This window comes from Rhizobium sp. 16-488-2b (genome assembly GCF_017741815.1).
Lineage (GTDB): Bacteria > Pseudomonadota > Alphaproteobacteria > Rhizobiales > Rhizobiaceae > Rhizobium.
In genome coordinates this window covers 74557-92134 of sequence record NZ_JAGHMF010000036.1, presented here as the reverse complement: position 1 = coordinate 92134, position 17578 = coordinate 74557, and the positions used below count along the sequence as shown (strand labels likewise).

Below are 17578 nucleotides of genomic sequence, written 5' to 3'. Positions count from 1 at the left end.
TCGAGATACATGGGCGCGATCATTATTCTGATCGTAACCCGCGATCCCGTGGGTCCATTTGAAACAAATCATATTGAGGATGCCCAATGGTTTACACACGCCGCAACGTCATTGCCATATCAGGAGCCGCGCTGGCGGGTGCCGCTCTGCCGAAGGTCGCAGCCGCACAGTCGATCGGCTTCACGCCATCGCCGATCTACCCTGATCCGGCCATCCAGGTTCTCGACCCGAGCTTTGCCAAATATCGCGTCGCCAGCTCGTCCTTGGAACAGGTCGCCACCGGCGCCCGCTGGCTGGAAGGCCCGGTCTGGTTTGGCGATGGTCGCTATCTTCTCGTCAGCGACGTGCCGAACAACCGGGTCATGAAATACGACGAGACGAATGAGACCTGGAGTGTCTTCAACCCGAATTCGAACTATTCGAACGGCCACGCCCGCGACATGCAGGGCCGGCTTTTGTCGTGCGAGCACCTGACGCGCCGCGTCACCCGCACCGAATATGACGGCTCGATCACGGTACTGGCCGACAATTACAAGGGCAAGAAGCTCAACTCGCCGAACGACATCGTCTGCAAGTCGGACGGTTCGATCTGGTTCACCGACCCGACCTTCGGCATTGCCGGTGAATGGGAAGGCGACAAGGCCGAACCCGAACTGCCGCATTCGGTCTATCGCATCTCACCGGATGGGAAGCTCAATCTCGTCACCGACGAGCTGAAGGGTCCGAACGGCATCGCCTTCTCGGAAGACGAGAAGAAGCTCTATATCGTCGAAGGCCGTGCACAGCCCTATCGCATCGTCTGGTCCTACGACGTCGCCAAGGACGGCGTTTCGCTTTCCAACAAGAAGGCGCTGATCACCGCCGACGACAATGGCGGCCTCGACGGCTTCAAGGTCGATGTCGACGGCAATCTGTGGTGCGGATGGGGCTCTTCGGGTGCGGCCGGCGCCAAGCCGGAAGATCTCAACGGCGTGAAGATTTTCAACAAGGCCGGCAAGGCAATCGGCTTCATCAAGCTGCCGGAACGCTGCCCCAACCTCGTCTTCGGCGGGCCGAAGAAGAACCGCCTCTACATGGCGTCCAGCCATTCGGTCTATGCGCTCTATGTCGAGACGCGCGGAGCAGTCTGATTAAAAATCGAGCCGCCGCGATTGTCGTGGCGGCTCGAGCAAGTCTTCGACCTCAGATGATGCCGCCGCTGCCGCCCACGGACGCCGGGCGCTCCGCGGCAACCTTCTTGCGATAGCCGCTGGCGCGGTAGGTGGCAATCGGATCGATCGCGCCGCCCGCACGGCGCCGGGCCTCCGCCAGGATCGGCTCGACATCGGTGCGATAACCGCGCTTCAGCGTCTCCGTCGCCATCAAGGCATCGTTCCCGTCCTGGAAACCTGCCAGCGCCTTACGGTCGACGATCAGCGCCTGCGCATAGGCGCGGCGGATTTCGTTGGCGCTGTTGATCAGGCTTTCGATCGGATCGGTCACGTTATGCGACTGGTCGATCATGTGGGCCGGGTTGAAGTCGTTGACGCCGCGCTGCTCGGCCTCGACCAGCTCGTTGAAGACGAGGAACAGGCGATAAGGCTCGATCGAGCCGGCGTCGAGGTCGTCGTCGCCGTATTTCGAGTCGTTGAAGTGGAAGCCGCCGAGCTTGCCGAACTGGATCAGGCGGGCGACGATCATCTCGATATTGGTGTTCGGCGCATGGTGGCCGAGGTCGACGAGGCAATGCGCCTTCGGGCCGAGCGTCTGGGCGATCAGGTAGTTGGTGCCCCAGTCCTGCACGACGGTCGAATAGAAGGCCGGCTCGTACATCTTGTGCTCGGAAAACAGCTTCCAATCGTCGGGCAGCGCCTTGTAGATGTCGGCCATCGAGGCAAGGTAGCGCTCGAAGGAGCGGGTGAAATTGCTTTGGCCCGGGAAGTTCGAACCGTCGCCGACCCAGACGGTCAGGGCCTTGGAGCCGATCGCCTTGCCGATCTCAATGCATTCGATGTTGTGCTCGACGGCCTGCGCGCGGGTTGCCGCGTCGGTGTGGCTGAGCGAACCATACTTGTAGGAGTGGGCCTGGCCGGCCGCGTCGGAGAAGGTGTTGGAATTCATCGCGTCGAAGCCGAGGCCAAGCTGATCGCCCTTCGCCTTCAATTCCTTGACGTCGGTCTTGTCCCACGGAATGTGGAGCGAGACGTTCGGCGTGGCGCGGGTCAGTTCGTTGATGACGGAGCAATCGTCGAGCTTGTCGAAGATCCCGCGCGGCTCGCCGGCGCCGGGGAAGCGGGCAAAGCGCGTGCCGCCGGTGCCGACGCCCCAGGATGGAACGGCGACGAAGAATTCGGAGACGCGGCGCGTGATCGCCTCAATGTCCACGCCACGGCGCGACAGGTTGGCGCCCAAGGCTTCGTAATCGGATTTGAGCGCGGCTGCGCGCTTTTCGTTTTCTTGCGCAATCACATCCTGCGCGATTTTGGTTTCGGCCATGAATTCCTCCCGTGTGGCATCGAACCAAACGGCTCCTGTCCGCGTTTCGATGCATGAAATACTCAAATCAGTAATGAGGCGACCTTGGACATCATACGCATTCTTTTCGCGATCATCCTGCCACCTGTCGGTGTATTCCTGCAGGTCGGAATCGGCCTGCAGTTCTGGCTAAACATACTGTTGACGCTGTGCGGCTACGTGCCGGGGATCATCCATGCGGTATGGGTGATCCTCCGGCGGTAGCGATCAGCGCGGGAAGCTCTGCGCGTTGCCGGCATCGACATTGATGATGTTGCCGGTGGACTTTGCCGAGAGATCGGACGCCAGGAAGTAGATCGCTTCGGCGATGTCTTCAGGGAAGACGTTGAGCTTCAGCATGGAGCGCTTGCGGTAGTGCTCCTCCAACTCGTTGATCTCGATCTTCGACGATGCAGCACGCTGCTCGCGCCACTCGCCGTTCCAGATCTTCGATCCACGCAGAACCGCATCCGGGTTGACGGTGTTGACGCGAATGCCCGCTTCAGCGCCTTCGAGCGCCAAGCAACGGGCGAGATGGATCTCGGCAGCCTTGGCCGTGCAGTAGGCAGCAGCATTCGGCGACGACGCCAGGCCGTTCTTGGAGGCGACGAAGACGACGTTGCCGCCGAGGTTCTGCTTGCGGAATAGGCGGAAGGCTTCGCGCGAAACCAGGAAGTAGCCGGTCGCCAGGATGTCGATGTTCTTGTTCCACATCGAAAGCTCAGTGTTTTCGATCGGCGCGGACGATGCAATGCCGGCGTTCGAAACCAGGATGTCGACGCCGCCGAATTCGACACAGGCTTCCGCGAAGGACGAGATCACGCCGTCTTCCTTGGTCACGTCGAGCTTGACGCCGCGAACGGCATCGGCGCCGAACTGCTTGGCAAAATCGGCCTTCGTGCTGTCGAGGGCTTCCTGGTCGATATCCGCCAGCACCACGCAAGCACCTTCGCCGATCAGACGGGCAGCCGTCGCACGGCCGATGCCGCCAGCGCCGCCGGTGACGAAGGCGACCTTGCCGGCTAGGCTTTTCGGCTTCGGCATGCGCTGAAGCTTGGCTTCCTCGAGCAGCCAGTATTCGATATCGAAGGCTTCCTGCTCAGGCAGGCCCTGATATTCCGAAACGGTCGAGGCGCCGCGCATGACGTTGATGGCGTTGACGTAGAACTCGCTGGCGATGCGCGCCGTTGCCTTGTCGCGGGAAAAGGACAGCATGCCGACGCCGGGAACGAGGAAGATGACCGGGTTCGCGTCGCGCATGGCGGGCGAATTGTCATGCTTGCAGTCGTTATAGTAGCGCGCGTAGTCGGCGCGGTAGTCTTCGAGCGCCTTGTCGAGACCGGCAACGATCGCATCCACATCCGGCTTTGCCGGGTCGAAATCGACGATCAGCGGGCGGATCTTGGTGCGCAGGAAGTGGTCGGGGCAGCTGGTACCGAGCGCGCCGAGCGGTGCCAAGTTCTTCGAGTTGACGAATTCGAGAACGGCGTCCTGGTCATCGAAGTGGCCAAGCTTGCGTTCCGCCTTGCCGATGCGACCGCGAATTTCGGGCATCAGGCGGGCGGCGATGGCGCGGCGCTGTTCGGCGGCCAAGCTCTCGGTGGCCGCGCCACCGAAGATCGTCTTGCCTTCGGTCTTCTCGGCAAACCAGACGATCGCCTTGTTGATGATCTCGAGCGTCAGCTCGTAGCAGGCCTTGGCGTCGTTCGCCCAGGTGAAGAGGCCATGGCTTTCGAGCACGACGCCCTTGGAATTCGGGTTCGCCTTGACGAAGGCTTCAAGGTCGAGGCCGAGCTGGAAGCCCGGGCGGCGCCAGGGCAGCCAACCGATGTCAGCGCCGAAGATCTGCTGGGTCAGCTCCTTGGAGTTCTTCGAAGCGGCGATCGCGATGATCGCATCGGGATGCATGTGGTCGACATGCGTGAAGGGCACGAAACCATGCAGCGGCGTGTCGATCGAGGCGGCGCGGCTGTTGAGATTGTAGGTGCAATGGGGGAGGAAGCCGACCATGCGGTCTTCGTCTTCAACACCCTTGTAGATGCTCTTCAGCGAATCCAGCTTGTCCTGGTAGAGGGTGGCGAAGCCGTCGAGCTTGATGGTGCCGACGTCGCCGCCCGAACCCTTGACCCAGAGAACCTTGACCTTTTCGCCGGTCAGCGGGTCGGTTTCCATGACCTTGGCAGAGGTGTTGCCGCCGCCATAATTGGTGATGCGCTTGTCGGCGCCCAGCAGGTTCGAGCGATAGAGTAGCTTTCCAGGCTCATCCAGGCCTGCAGCGTACGAGTCATCCCAACGGTTATCCAGAAGCCGGACGGTTGCCGCCATGTCATCCTCCCATGTAGAATTCTTAAGGACGCGAAAATGAGTAATACGCCCTTTGCGGTGACGGTATCGCTCATCAAAAGCGCCGTTGTCAATCGAAAACGATCAAAAACGATTATGTTGCAACGCAATATGGAAAAATATGATCGTTTGTGATTGACACATAGTCACAACTGCGAAATAAACGATGCAGGAGGAACCCATGCACGAACGCGAACGCCATCGCATCATATTGAGCGCCGTACAGGAAAAGTCGGTCGTGACGGTTCAGGATATTTCCGAGCTGACCGAGGCTTCCGAGGCGACGATCCGGCGCGATATCGCGGCGCTTCACGTGCAGGGGAAGATCCGGCGCGTGCGTGGCGGGGCGGAAGCCGTGCATCCGCCGCAGCTCGGCAATCTCGCCGGTCGGCCTTTCAGGGTTTCAGAATCAGTCAATTCCGATAAGAAGCGCGCAATTGCGCGCGCGGCCGTCGATCTCTGCGATCCTGGCGACGCCATCATCATCAATGGTGGAACGACCACCTTCCAGATGGTGCATTTCATGGCGGCGCATCGCATGCAGGTGATGACCAATTCCTTCGCGATCGCCGAGCATCTGGTCAAGCACTCGAAGAACACGGTGACGGTTCCGGGTGGTGTGATCTATCGCGAGCAGAGCCTGATCCTCTCGCCCTTCGACAATGACGCGATCCGCAATTTCTATGCGCGGCGCTTCTTCATCGGCGCGCAGGGCGTGGGGCCGCTCGGCATCATGGAAGCGGATGCGCAGATCATCCAGAGTGAGCAGAAGCTGATGCATCAGGCCGACGAGCTGATCGTCATGGTCGATTCCAGCAAGTTCCATCGCCGCTCCAGCCTCATTCTGTGCGGGCTCGATCGCGTCACGACCGTGATCACGGACGAGGGGGTCTCCGACGAGGCGGTGCGGATGATCGAGGATGCGGGCGTCAAGCTCGTCGTTGCGAGCATGGTCTCGCAGGCAAGGGAGGATTCCTCGTCGGTCGCCTGAACGGCGCCGGCAGGATGTAGTCAAGTCAATCAACGTGGGAGGAAGAAAGCATGAAACTCGCAAAGACACTGGCGGTGGGCGTCGCCTTTGCCGTCGCATTGATGGCAGGTGCTGCAAGCGCCAAGGACATCAAGATCGGCCTCGTGGTCAAGTCGCTCGGCAACGGCTTCTTTGAAGCCGCCAACAAGGGCGCCCAGGAAGCAGCCAAGGAACTCGGCGGCGTGGAAGTCATCTACACCGGCCCGACCTCGACGACGGCCGAAGGCCAGATCGAAGTCATCAACTCGCTGATCGCGCAGGGCGTCGACGCCATCGCCATCTCCGCCAACGATCCCGACGCTGTCATCCCGGCCCTCAAGAAGGCCAAGCAGCGCGGCATCAAGGTCATCTCCTGGGATTCCGGCGTCAACAAGGACGGCCGTATCCTGCAGCTGAACCCATCGTCCAACGAACTGATCGGCAAGATGTGCCTGACGCTCGTCAAGGATCACCTCGAAGGCGGCAAGGGTGACTTCGCCATCCTGTCTGCAACGACCACCTCGACGAACCAGAATATCTGGATCGGTGAGATGAAGAAGCAGCTCAAGGACTTCGCCGGCATGAACCTCGTCACTACCGTTTACGGTGACGATCTCTCCGACAAGTCTTACCGTGAAGCCGAAGGCCTCCTGAAGTCGAACCCGAACGTCAAGGTCATCGTCGCTCCGACGACGGTCGGCGTTCTGGCCGCTTCCAAGGTCGTCGAAGACAAGGGGCTCGTCGGTAAGGTCTACGTTACGGGTCTCGGCCTGCCGTCCGAAATGGCCGGTGCGATCAAGTCGGGCGCTACGAAGGAATTCGCGATCTGGAACCCGATCGACCTCGGCTATTCCGCAACGCAGATCGCCTATCACCTCGTAAAGGGTGACGCGACTGGCGCACCGGGCACCGAAATCGAAGCCGGCCGCATGGGCAAGATCAAGGTAGACGACAAGGGCGAAGCCGCAATGGCCGACCCGTTCATCTACAATGCGTCGAACATCGATCAGTTCTCGAAGGTTTTCTAAGCCTTTCGCGGACAGACAAAACCCGGCGGCGCTGCCGCCGGGCCCTTCCCAATGAACACTGGTAAGCGCTGATGAACAACGCCCTTCAACACCCTGTTGCAAGCGTCGCGACAAACGACGTACCCGCAATTCTCGAGATGCGCGGCATCTCGCAGATCTTCCCTGGCGTGAAGGCGCTCGATAACGTCAGCATCGCGCTCTATCCCGGCAAGGTCACCGCGCTGATCGGCGAAAACGGCGCCGGCAAATCGACGCTCGTCAAGATTCTCACCGGCATTTACCGCCCGAACGAAGGCGAGATCCTCGTCGATGGCAAGCCGACGACGTTTGCCAATGCGCAGGCCGCGATCGATGCCGGCGTCACCGCGATCCACCAGGAAACCGTGCTCTTCGACGAGCTGACGGTTGCCGAAAACATCTTCCTCGGCCATGCGCCGCGCACGCGCTTCCGCACCATCGACTGGAAGCTGATGAACAGCCGCGCCAAGGCGTTGCTGACCTCGCTTGAAAGCAATATCGATCCGACAATCCGCCTGAAGGACCTCTCGATCGCGCAACGCCATCTCGTGGCGATCTCGCGCGCACTGTCGATCGAGGCCCGCATCGTCATCATGGACGAGCCGACCGCCGCCCTGTCGCGCAAGGAGATCGACGATCTCTTCCGCATCGTCGAAGGCCTGAAGGCACAGGGCAAGGCGATCCTCTTCATCAGCCACAAGTTCGACGAACTCTACGAGATTGCTGACAATTTCGCGGTATTCCGCGACGGCCGCGCCGTCGGTCACGGCAATCTCAAGGCCACACCACAGGACGAGATCGTCCGCATGATGGTCGGCCGCGATGTCGAGAACGCATTCCCGAAGATCGACGTCGCGATCGGCGGACCGGTGCTGCAGGTCGAGAAATACTGTCACCAGACAGAGTTCCGCGATATCTCGCTGACGCTGCGCAAGGGCGAAATTCTCGGCGTCTATGGCCTCATCGGCGCCGGCCGCTCCGAGCTCTGTCAGTCCCTGTTCGGCATCACCAAGCCGCTGTCGGGCAAGCTCACGCTCGATGGCCGGGAGATCAGCATCAACTCGCCGCTCGATGCCATCCGTGCCGGCATCGTCTATGTGCCGGAAGAGCGCGGCCGTCACGGCCTGGCGCTTCCCATGCCGATCTACCAGAACATGACACTGCCCTCGCTCGGGCGCACCTCACGCAAGGGCTTCCTGAAGGCGGCCAATGAGTTCGCGCTGGCGCGCAAATATGCCGAGCGGCTCGATCTGCGTGCCGCGGCACTTTCGGTTCCAGTCGGAACGCTGTCGGGCGGCAACCAGCAGAAGGTGGTGATCGGCAAGTGGCTGGCGACCATGCCCAAGGTCATCATTCTCGATGAGCCGACCAAGGGTATCGATATCGGCTCGAAGGCGGCCGTGCACGGCTTCATCAGCGAGCTCGCCGCCGAGGGCCTCTCCATCATCATGATCTCGTCGGAACTGCCGGAGATCATCGGAATGTCCGATCGGGTGCTTGTCATGAAGGAGGGCCTGTCGGCCGGCCTTTTCGATCGCAAGGACTTGACGCCGGAAACGCTGGTGCGCGCTGCCACCGGTAACGCTTGAGGTAACCAGCATGTCCAGACTCTTGAGAAAACGCGAAACGCTGCTCTTTATCATCATCGCGGTGATGATCGCCGCCTTTTCGACCCGCGCCGACGGCTTTGCCACACCTGGAAACCTCGCAGGCATCTTCAACGACACGTCGATCCTGATCATTCTGGCGCTGGCGCAGATGACCGTCATCCTGACGAAGTCGATCGACCTGTCGGTTGCTGCCAACCTCGCCTTCACCGGCATGGCGATCGCGATGCTGAACGCCGCGCATCCTGATCTGCCGCTGATCGTCCTGATCCTCGCCGCGATCCTGATCGGCGCCTGCCTCGGCGCCATCAATGGCTTCCTCGTCTGGGCGCTCGAGATCCCGCCGATCGTCGTGACATTGGGCGCGCTCACCATCTATCGCGGCATGGCCTTCGTGCTCTCGGGCGGCGAGTGGGTCAACGCGCACCAGATGACGCCGACCTTCCTCAACGTTCCCCGCACCGTCGTTCTCGGTATGCCGGTGCTGAGCTGGGCCGCGATCATCATCGTCGCGCTGATCTATGTCGTGCTGAAATACACCCAGTTCGGCCGCTCCACCTATGCCGCCGGCGGCAATCCGACAGCGGCGGTCTATGCGGGTATCGATGTCGGCTGGACGAAATTCCTTGCCTTCGTTCTGTCGGGCGCGCTTGCCGGCCTTGCGAGCTATCTCTGGGTTTCGCGCTATGCGGTCGCCTATGTCGACATCGCCAATGGCTTCGAGCTCGACAGCGTGGCGGCCTGCGTCATCGGCGGCATCTCGATCGCCGGCGGCGTCGGATCGGTGCTTGGCACCGTGCTCGGCGCGCTCTTCCTTGGCGTCATCAAGAACGCGCTTCCCGTCATCGGTATCTCGCCCTTCACGCAGATGGCGATCTCCGGCACCGTCATCATTCTCGCCGTGGTCTTCAACGCAAGGCGCGAGCGCAATCGCGGCCGCATCATCCTGCGCGACAAGGCCGCCGCGGAAACTCCAGCAGAGGTGGCAGCATGAGCACCGTCGTTTCCACGCCCACCGAAAAGCGCGTCATACCGGATCGCTTGGGAACGCCATTCAAGCGGATCATGGCCAGCTGGGAAGTGCTGCTCTTCGGCGTTGCCGTGGTAATCTTCATCTTCAATTCGCTGGCGTCGCCCTACTTCCTCGACGCCTGGAACCTCTCGGACGCGACGTTCAACTTCACCGAAAAGGCGATGATCGCGTTTGCCATGGCGCTGCTCGTCATATCCGGTGAGATCGATCTGTCGGTTGCCGCCATCATCGCGCTGGCCTCGACCGCCATGGGCGCCGCAGCGCAGGCCGGTGTCGGTGCGCCCGGTCTCGTCGCCATCGGCGTCGGCGTCGGTCTGCTTTGCGGCATGTTCAACGGCTTTCTCGTCTCCGTGATGAAGCTTCCCTCTATCGTCGTCACCATCGGCACGATGAGCCTGTTTCGTGGCATCTCCTACATCGTGCTGGGTGACCAGGCCTACGGCAACTATCCCGAGGATTTCGCCTTCTTCGGCCAAGGATATGTCGTCTGGGTCTTTTCCTTCGAATTCGTGCTCTTCATCGTGTTGGCGATCCTGTTCGCCATCCTGCTGCACGCCACCAATTTCGGCCGCCAAGTTTACACGATCGGCAACAACGATTTCGCCGCGCGCTTCTCCGGTATCCCGGTCGAGCGGGTGAAGTTCATTCTCTTCATGCTGACGGGCGTGATGAGTGGCATCGCCTCGGTCTGCCTGACCTCGCGGCTCGGCTCCACGCGCCCGTCGATCGCGCAAGGCTGGGAGCTTGAGGTCGTCACCATGGTGGTTCTCGGCGGGGTGTCGATCCTTGGCGGTTCCGGCAAAATCGGCGGTGTGGTCATCGCCGCCTTCGTCATGGGCCTCGTCACCTTCGGCCTCGGTCTGCTCAACGTTCCCGGCATTGTCATGTCGATCTTCATCGGGCTGCTGCTGATCATCACCATCGCGATCCCGATCATCGCTCTCCGCATCAAAGCCATGAGTTCGAAATGACGCTGGAAAAACACGCCTTCAAGATGATGCTCAATCCCGGCATGGAAGCCGAGTACATCAAGCGCCACGACGAAATCTGGCCGGAACTGGTCGAGCTGCTGCACCAGTCCGGCGCCAGCGATTACTCGATCCATCTCGACCGCGAGACCAACACGCTGTTCGGCGTGTTGACACGAACAAGCGACAACACACTGTCGAGCCTGCCGGAACATCCGGTGATGAAGCGTTGGTGGGCGCATATGCGCGATATCATGGCCACCAATCCGGATAATTCGCCTGTCCAGACAGACCTCGTCACCGTCTTTCATATGCCATGACATCAACCCAGAGCTACGCCCGCGTCGCGGTTTTCGATATCGGCAAGACGAATGCGAAGGTGGTCGTGCTCGACAGCGCCACACGCGCCGAGGTCGCGGTCGTCAAGACCCCGAACGTGGTGATCAAGTCGGGTCTCTACCCGCATTATGATGTGGAGGCGCTGTGGGCTTTCGCGCTCGACGCGTTGAAGCGATTTGCCGTGTCGCCCGGTTTCGATGCGATCTCGATTACCACGCATGGCGCAGCCGCCGCTCTGCTCGCTGCGGATGGGGCGCTCTCCATGCCGGTGCTCGATTATGAACACGAATATCCGCTCGAGATTATCGACGCCTATACCGCGCTGCGCCCGTCATTCGAGGAAACCTATTCGCCGCGCCAGTCGATGGGCCTGAACATCGGAGCGCAGCTGCACTATCAGCAGACGGCCTTCCCACAGGCGTTCGCCGGTGTCGCCACCATCGTCACCTACGCCCAATACTGGGCGGCGCGCCTGACTGATGTCGCAGCCAACGAGGTGACGTCGCTCGGTTGCCATACCGATCTGTGGAACCCGCGCGCATCGAGCTATTCCAGCCTCGTCGACACGCTGGGTATAAGACCTTTGATGGCGCCGATCCGGTCGGCTTTCGATGCGCTCGGTCCGGTGCTGCCCGAAATCGCCGAGCAGATCGGGCTTTCCAAACCCGTCCCGGTCTACTGCGGCATTCACGATTCCAATGCGTCGCTGCTGCCGCATCTGGTCAGCCGGCAAGCGCCGTTCGCTGTCGTCTCGACGGGCACATGGGTGGTCAACTTCGGCGTGGGTGGCGATCTCGACCATCTCGATCCGAAACGCGATACGCTTGCCAATGTCGATGCCTACGGGCGGGCTGTCCCGTCATCGCGGTTCATGGGCGGGCGCGAATTCGAAATCCTGTCGGCCGAGATCGGTCCCGTGGCGGTCGAGGACACGGTCGCGGCCATGCCCGGTGTCATCGAAACAGGGATGATGCTGTTGCCCAACGTGGCGCCCGGGTCGGGGCCTTTTCCGGGCAAGGAGCGACGCTGGATCAACGCGGAGGCAGCGAACGCTGGTGAACGTTACGCGGCAGTTTGTCTCTATCTGGCGCTGATGACCGAAGCGTGCCTGGGCTTGATCGGCGCAGGTGGGCCCGTTGTCGTCGAGGGGCCGTTTTCGCTGAACGAGACCTATCTCGATGTGGTCGCGGCACTCACCGGCCGGGATGTGATCGCCGTTCCCGGCTCGACGGGCACGAGTGCCGGCGCTGCACTTCTGACCGGAATTGCTCCGATGAAAGGCAAAGAGAAGCATTTTCCGCCGCGCGAGATCTTTCACTTGCCTGAGTATCGGCGGCGCTGGTACGCCGCGCTAGCATAAGACTCTTTCCGGATCGCCTCTTTGCGCCATCTATGAATGCCGGTAGAGTTGAAGCGCATTTCATACCAGGTGAGGAAAACACGACATGACAGTTTCATCCGGCGAGGGTTTCGATCCGCGGGCGCTGGCCGCGCGTTTGAGTGGCCTTGAAAAGGCAGGCGAAAAGGCGCCGACGGCGGACTTCGTACTGCCCGCGACTTTGCGCGAAGCGATGGACGCGCAGAATTTTCTGGCCGCCGAAGAGCGCATCTCCACACACGCATGGAAGGTGGCCATGTCGCCGTCGGGTGAGCCTGTCCTGGCGCCCTTGCATCCGTATTTCGAGGCCGTTTCCGGCGCGTCGATTTCCTGGCGTCCGGGCATGAAGTTCGAGGCGGAAGTGGCAGTCCGCCTGGGCCAGGATCTCCCGGTCCGTCAGAACGGTGACTATACACGCGACGAGATCGTCGAGGCGATCGCCGAATGCCATCTTGGTGCAGAGCTCCTGGCCAGCAGCATTGTGGAAAGCGGGCAGGTGTCCTTCCTTCTCTACCTGGCCGAACGCATCGGCAACAAGGGCTATGTTCTTGGTCCGGCACTTCCAAAAAGCATCGTGGACACCATCGGCAACACAGCGCTCAAGGTGACGCATGGCGAGCAGGTGATCTATGACGCCCTGGCGCGCCATCCGAAGGACGATGTGCTTGTATGGCTGTTGGCCTACGCCAATGACAAGCTGCGCCCGCACACCTCGCTGAAGAAGGGCGCTCTGATCACCACGGGCACGCTGTGCGGCGCGATCGAGCTCACCTCGCGCGGCGCGATCGATATCGTTCTCGGTCGCGAAACGCGCCTCAGCCTTTCGATCGTCTGATCAGGCGGCGGAGAAAAACGCGGAACATTGACGCACCTCACGCATTCTCCCTGATCGAACTTCGGGAGGATGTGATGGGGAAGCGTCTCGCGCTGTGCGCGCTCATTGTCTGCGCTGCAGGAGGGGCGTCGGCGAACGAGGCGCCATTCCTCAAGTCGCTTGCCGGAAATTGGACCGGCGGCGGCATGATGAAGCGCACAACGGCCTCGTCTCCGATCAATCTCAACTGCAGCTTTGAATCGAAAGCCAACGGCGAAGCGCTATCGATGGATGGCAAGTGCACCGGCATGCTAGTCGTCTCGCGTGCAGTATCCGCGCAGCTGACGGCGACCGGCGGCAGCTACACCGGCCGCTATATTGGTCCCTCGGGTAGGGTTTCTTCACTCAACGGCACCAGGCGAGGCGATGCCATCGAGCTTGCCGTCACTTGGTCGAGGATCGTCAATGGCGACCGGGCCGCGACCATGACGATCCGACGCTCCGGCGCGAACGCTCTACGGATCAGAACGGTCGACAAGGATCCTGCGTCCGGCAAGCAGGTCGTGACAAGCGAGATCAACCTGCAACGCAACTAATTGATTTGCCCTTGCCGCGCGGTGTCTGACCGGTGCGATCAGCCGCCGTATTTTTCTGGTCAGGCTCGGTACGCCAGGTTCCGTGAACTGAGATTACCCAAACTGTCGCATTGAGATTTGCCGGCATTTTGCGTAAAGACGATGCAGGTGAGCGGCGAGGACTCAGGTGAAAGCGGCGGAGGCAGACATAGTTCGATGGCTGGTGCGTATCAGCTGCGCGATTGCGCTGATCCTTGTCGGCTTCGCGCATCAGGTGCCGGCCTTTGCCGATGACGCATTCATCCCCGATGAGCTTTCCGAATATGTGCTGCCGGATGGAACCGCGCAGGTCATCTGCACGGTCGATAGGGCGCAAGCGACACACCACGACAGCAAGATCCACACGCATGGCTGCGAAGCCTGTAGGATCAGCGCGTCGGCCCTTTTGCCTATTCCTGTTTTCGCCACATGGCGAAGCGCTTCCATCCCCACTTATCTTAGCCCGCGTCGTAGTGCCGAGGCTAACGCAAACCGGCCTTTATCGCCCGGCGGCGGTCCGAGAGGCCCTCCCTTGAAAGCTGCTCAAGTATGAGCTGCCACGCGGGCTGCCGTTCCGGTCCCGCATAGCTATCCCACTGTCCCATACATCCGTCCGCTGCCGGTCCCGCATGACATGTTCGTCACGCGAGCGTAGGCAAACAGCGGTCGCTCTGGCAGGAACTACCATCATGAAGAAGCTTACAGTCCTTCTGGCTATCCTCCTTCTTGCAGGCCTTTTCATCGCGCCCGCCGGCGCACAGACTGTCACCGCAGGCGATATAGAGATCTCCAATCCGCAAGCCCGCGCCATGGTGCCCGGTGCGAAAGTCGGTGGCGGCTATCTCAGCATCACCAACAAGGGGAATGCCGACGACAAGCTCGTCGGCATCACCTCGACGCGTGCCAAATCGTCGGAAATCCACCAGATGAACGTCGACAACGGCGTCATGACCATGCGCCTCGTCGCCGGCGGCCTTGTTATTCCTGCGGGGCAGACAGTCGAGCTCACGCCGGGCGGCTACCACGTCATGTTCAAGGACGTCACCGAGCCCTTCAAGCAAGGCGAAACGGTCAGGGCGACACTGACCTTCGAAAAGGCCGGGCAGGTCGCTGTCGAATTCGCGGTAGGCGGCGCCAGCGCCATGAAGATGGATGGTCATTCCGGGATGAGCGGTATGTCCAAGCCGCAATAGTCGGCAGGTATTAGACTGTCATCGACAATCAGAAAATCATTACAGTGAGCAATCCTATGTCTAGAACGAGCAAATTCCTTATCGCGTCCTTCGTTGCCACTCTTGTTGCCGCAGGGCAGGCGAGCGCCCATGCGCACCTCACGTCAAGTGTTCCCGCCGATAAGGCCACGGTACAGGTGTCCCCCACAGCGGTGGAACTGCATTTCTCCGAGCAGCTTAACCTCCGCTTCTCGGGCGCGACGATTGCCGGTGCCGGCGACAAGCAGGTTCCAACCGGCGATTCAAAGCTGTCGGACGACGGAAAGACCCTGACTGTCCCTGTTTCTGGAAGTCTTGATGCCGGCGGGTATGTCGTTGAGTGGCACGTGCTGTCGACGGATGGGCACAAGACGAAGGGCAGCTATGGCTTCACGGTCAAGCCGTGACGCCTGATGCGGCCCTTATCGTCTGCCGCTTTCTCTTCGACGCCGCGGTCATCCTGATCTGGGGTAGCTCCGCCTATCTCTGCGCGCTCGTGTCGCCCGAACTTGCACGCATTGTAGGAGACCGGCTGCGGTGGTTGAGCGCGGCTGCAATCGCAGTCGCGTTCGCCTCCACCGTTGCCATGCTCCCGCTCCGCACGGCGATCATCGGTGACGGGTGGTCCGATCTGTTCGCGCCGGAGATGCTCGGCGCCGTGCTCACGCAGACGGATGTCGGGACGGCCTGGATGGTCCAGGCCGTCGGCGTCGTGTTGCTTGGCGCGACAATGGTTCTTCCGTCACGGTATCGGCAAATGGGACGGGCCGCCTGCGCGGCACTTTTGCTGCTCGGCCTGACGCTGAGCGGCCACGCGGCGATGAACGGCGGCTGGCTTAGGGTGATGCACCGTATTAATGACGGTGCGCATCTTCTGTCCGGCGGTGCATGGCTGGGTGCGCTCGTGCCGGTCCTCTTGATCCTGCCGATGCTGGGACGCGGCGCGCTGCAGGCCGATGCGCGCTTGGCGGTCATGCGGTTTTCGACAGCGGGGCATGTCGCCGTTACGCTCGTGCTTCTCTCAGGCGCCGCGAACACGCTGCTTATTCTAGGGGGCGTGCCGTCGGATTGGTCGTTCAGCTATCAGCGTCTGCTGAGCGCCAAGATCGCGGTGGTGGCGGCAATGGTCTTGATTGCGATCGTCAATCGTTATGTCTTCGTGCCGAAGTTCGCTCGAGATCACTCTCTTCTTCCGCTGAAGATTTGCGTCGTCACCGAGGTCGTGCTGGGGCTCGTGGTCGTGGCCCTCGTCGCCTGGTTCGGTACGCTGCAGCCACGCTAGGCGCGAAAACCGCGGGGCAATCCATCTACGTCAAATAACGGTGCTGCCCGTTTTTTCGCTTTGAAGCCTTGATTCTCCATGTCATTTTCGGCGCAACACTGCATACCAATAATGGGGACGATCATGTTTTCAAAAAGCATCAAATTCAACGCCGCGCTTGCCGCCCTCGTGCTCGCGCCATCGCTCGCATTCGCCCATCCGGGCGCTGGTCAAGCGATCGGCTTCGCGCATGGCTTTAGCCACCCCATGTCCGGGCTCGACCATATCCTGGCCATGATCATGGTCGGTGTCGTTGCCTGGCAGCTTGGCGGCCGTGCGGTCTGGGTGGTGCCTGCCACCTTCGTCGCCGTCATGGGCCTGGGCGGAGCGCTCGGCATGATGGGTATCTCGATCCCCTTCGTTGAGGCCGGGATCGCGCTTTCGGTGATCGTTCTCGGCGCCGTCATCGCGCTTAACGTTCGTGCGCCGGTTGCCGTTGCCGCCGGGCTGGTTGGTCTGTTCGCCGTTTTCCACGGTCATGCGCATGGTTCCGAAATGCCGGCTGCCGCCGCAGGCATGTCTTACGCCGCCGGCTTCATGATCGCGACAGCCACGCTGCACGCCATCGGTCTTGCTATGGGCTTTGCGATTGCACGGGCCGGTGATGCCAAAGGCGCTCTCGTCGCGCGTTCCGCCGGCGGTTTCGCGGCGCTGGCCGGTATCGGTCTGCTGACCGGTCTTATCTGATCGCTATTTTCTCTGGGATGAGGGGCCCGTGTCGGCTCCTCATCATAAGTTTCGCGGAGACAACTCGGCCTTTCTAATTCAAGCCGCGGCGAAGTTCCGCTGCTTTCCTCAGCGTGCGTTGCACGGTCGAGGGCATGGCCGGCTTGGTGACGACACCAAGCGCGCCGTTCAGCTTATCCGCCACAGCCTCGGGATTGCCGGTCATGAACACCACGGTCACGCCGAATTCCTCCACCAGGCGACGGCCGATTTCTGGGCCGGTCGGCCCATCCGAGAGGTTGACGTCGACGAAGGCGATATCGGCGTCACGCGCAAGCTGCAGCGCCTGATCGCGACCATTCGCCAGGCCGGCGACATCGAAGCCCATCTCTTTTATCGTTTCCTCGAGATCAAGCGCGATGAAGAGCTCGTCCTCGACGATCAGGACGCGCTGCTTGGTGATATTTTCAGTCTGTGAACTGTACTCAACGCCGGTGCCCATACTTGGCCCCCTGTTACTCATTTTCACCAGAACTCGGACGGAAAACGGCTTGGCAACAGATATGTTCCGGCGCGGGACAGCTTTATTTTCAGTTAAGATATTGTTAGTATTAACAAAACGCTAATTTCGGCTTCTCGTGACGCATGCTCTTTCAGAGATCCGCAGCCGGTCTTGATGGTGCTGTTACATGATTGAGATTTACTGCGGGGTGACGCTCCATCCGAGTTGACAACG

The 17578-nt window shown here is 60.9% G+C and carries 19 protein-coding genes; 15 read left to right on the top strand and 4 right to left on the bottom strand.

Annotated elements, in window-relative coordinates; genetic code table 11:
• Window positions 1-86: 86 nt before the first annotated feature.
• Window positions 87-1130, top strand: a complete 1044-nt coding sequence (locus J5286_RS26950) for an SMP-30/gluconolactonase/LRE family protein (RefSeq protein ID WP_209193077.1) — start codon at window positions 87-89, stop codon at window positions 1128-1130.
• Window positions 1131-1182: 52 nt separating this feature from the next.
• Here J5286_RS26950 and rhaI read toward each other — a convergent pair whose 3' ends face one another.
• Window positions 1183-2475 (bottom strand): L-rhamnose catabolism isomerase, encoded by a 1293-nt coding sequence (gene rhaI, locus J5286_RS26945; RefSeq protein ID WP_209193076.1) that lies wholly within the window; start codon window positions 2473-2475, stop codon window positions 1183-1185.
• Window positions 2476-2559: 84 nt separating this feature from the next.
• Here rhaI and J5286_RS26940 point away from each other — a divergent pair, with 84 nt between their 5' ends.
• Window positions 2560-2718: a YqaE/Pmp3 family membrane protein gene (locus J5286_RS26940; protein WP_018896533.1), complete on the top strand. Its 159-nt coding sequence runs from the start codon at window positions 2560-2562 to the stop codon at window positions 2716-2718.
• A gap of 3 nt (window positions 2719-2721) precedes the next feature.
• On the opposite strand, the gene J5286_RS26935 is transcribed toward J5286_RS26940, so the two are convergent.
• On the bottom strand, window positions 2722-4818 hold the full coding sequence (locus tag J5286_RS26935) for a bifunctional rhamnulose-1-phosphate aldolase/short-chain dehydrogenase (RefSeq protein WP_209193075.1): 2097 nt from the start codon (window positions 4816-4818) through the stop codon (window positions 2722-2724).
• Between the two features lie 199 nt (window positions 4819-5017).
• Between J5286_RS26935 and J5286_RS26930 the strand changes: the two genes are divergently transcribed.
• The 9 genes from J5286_RS26930 to J5286_RS26890 all read left to right on the top strand — a co-directional run bounded on the left by J5286_RS26930 (window position 5018) and on the right by J5286_RS26890 (window position 13626).
• Entirely contained in the window at window positions 5018-5827 is an 810-nt protein-coding gene (locus J5286_RS26930) for a DeoR/GlpR family DNA-binding transcription regulator (RefSeq protein WP_018896531.1), read from the top strand.
• 50 nt (window positions 5828-5877) lie between these two features.
• The gene (rhaS, locus tag J5286_RS26925; protein ID WP_018896530.1) at window positions 5878-6873 is read left to right on the top strand and encodes a rhamnose ABC transporter substrate-binding protein; all 996 of its coding nucleotides are present in this window, start codon (window positions 5878-5880) and stop codon (window positions 6871-6873) included.
• Window positions 6874-6944: 71 nt separating this feature from the next.
• Window positions 6945-8480, top strand: coding sequence for a sugar ABC transporter ATP-binding protein (locus J5286_RS26920; RefSeq protein WP_209193074.1), 1536 nt, complete (start codon window positions 6945-6947; stop codon window positions 8478-8480).
• A gap of 10 nt (window positions 8481-8490) precedes the next feature.
• Complete coding sequence (locus J5286_RS26915) at window positions 8491-9492, top strand: ABC transporter permease (RefSeq protein WP_209193073.1); 1002 nt, start codon at window positions 8491-8493, stop codon at window positions 9490-9492.
• Window positions 9489-10502: an ABC transporter permease gene (locus J5286_RS26910; RefSeq protein ID WP_209193072.1), complete on the top strand. Its 1014-nt coding sequence runs from the start codon at window positions 9489-9491 to the stop codon at window positions 10500-10502. Before J5286_RS26915 ends, J5286_RS26910 begins: the two co-directional genes overlap by 4 nt.
• Window positions 10499-10819: an L-rhamnose mutarotase gene (rhaM, locus tag J5286_RS26905; protein ID WP_209193071.1), complete on the top strand. Its 321-nt coding sequence runs from the start codon at window positions 10499-10501 to the stop codon at window positions 10817-10819. Before J5286_RS26910 ends, rhaM begins: the two co-directional genes overlap by 4 nt.
• Window positions 10816-12198, top strand: coding sequence for an FGGY-family carbohydrate kinase (locus J5286_RS26900; RefSeq protein ID WP_209193070.1), 1383 nt, complete (start codon window positions 10816-10818; stop codon window positions 12196-12198). Before rhaM ends, J5286_RS26900 begins: the two co-directional genes overlap by 4 nt.
• Window positions 12199-12283: 85 nt before the next feature.
• Window positions 12284-13051, top strand: coding sequence for a 2-keto-4-pentenoate hydratase (locus J5286_RS26895; RefSeq protein ID WP_209193069.1), 768 nt, complete (start codon window positions 12284-12286; stop codon window positions 13049-13051).
• Window positions 13052-13125: 74 nt separating this feature from the next.
• Entirely contained in the window at window positions 13126-13626 is a 501-nt protein-coding gene (locus J5286_RS26890) for a hypothetical protein (protein WP_209193068.1), read from the top strand.
• Here J5286_RS26890 and J5286_RS26885 read toward each other — a convergent pair.
• Entirely contained in the window at window positions 13607-14014 is a 408-nt protein-coding gene (locus tag J5286_RS26885) for a hypothetical protein (protein ID WP_209193067.1), read from the bottom strand. The genes J5286_RS26890 and J5286_RS26885 overlap by 20 nt on opposite strands.
• A gap of 319 nt (window positions 14015-14333) precedes the next feature.
• On the opposite strand from J5286_RS26885, the gene J5286_RS26880 reads away from it, so the two are divergent.
• The 4 genes from J5286_RS26880 to J5286_RS26865 all read left to right on the top strand — a co-directional run bounded on the left by J5286_RS26880 (window position 14334) and on the right by J5286_RS26865 (window position 16863).
• Window positions 14334-14837 (top strand): copper chaperone PCu(A)C, encoded by a 504-nt coding sequence (locus tag J5286_RS26880; RefSeq protein ID WP_209193066.1) that lies wholly within the window; start codon window positions 14334-14336, stop codon window positions 14835-14837.
• Window positions 14838-14893: 56 nt separating this feature from the next.
• On the top strand, window positions 14894-15262 hold the full coding sequence (gene copC, locus J5286_RS26875) for a copper homeostasis periplasmic binding protein CopC (RefSeq protein ID WP_209193065.1): 369 nt from the start codon (window positions 14894-14896) through the stop codon (window positions 15260-15262).
• Window positions 15259-16137: a copper homeostasis membrane protein CopD gene (copD, locus tag J5286_RS26870; protein ID WP_209193064.1), complete on the top strand. Its 879-nt coding sequence runs from the start codon at window positions 15259-15261 to the stop codon at window positions 16135-16137. The genes copC and copD overlap by 4 nt, the downstream gene beginning before the upstream one ends.
• 123 nt (window positions 16138-16260) lie before the next feature.
• Complete coding sequence (locus J5286_RS26865) at window positions 16261-16863, top strand: HupE/UreJ family protein (RefSeq protein WP_209193063.1); 603 nt, start codon at window positions 16261-16263, stop codon at window positions 16861-16863.
• Between the two features lie 73 nt (window positions 16864-16936).
• Here the strand turns inward: J5286_RS26865 and J5286_RS26860 are convergent, their stop codons facing one another.
• The gene (locus tag J5286_RS26860) at window positions 16937-17344 is read right to left on the bottom strand and encodes a response regulator (RefSeq protein ID WP_209193062.1); all 408 of its coding nucleotides are present in this window, start codon (window positions 17342-17344) and stop codon (window positions 16937-16939) included.
• Between the last annotated feature and the right edge of the window lie 234 nt (window positions 17345-17578).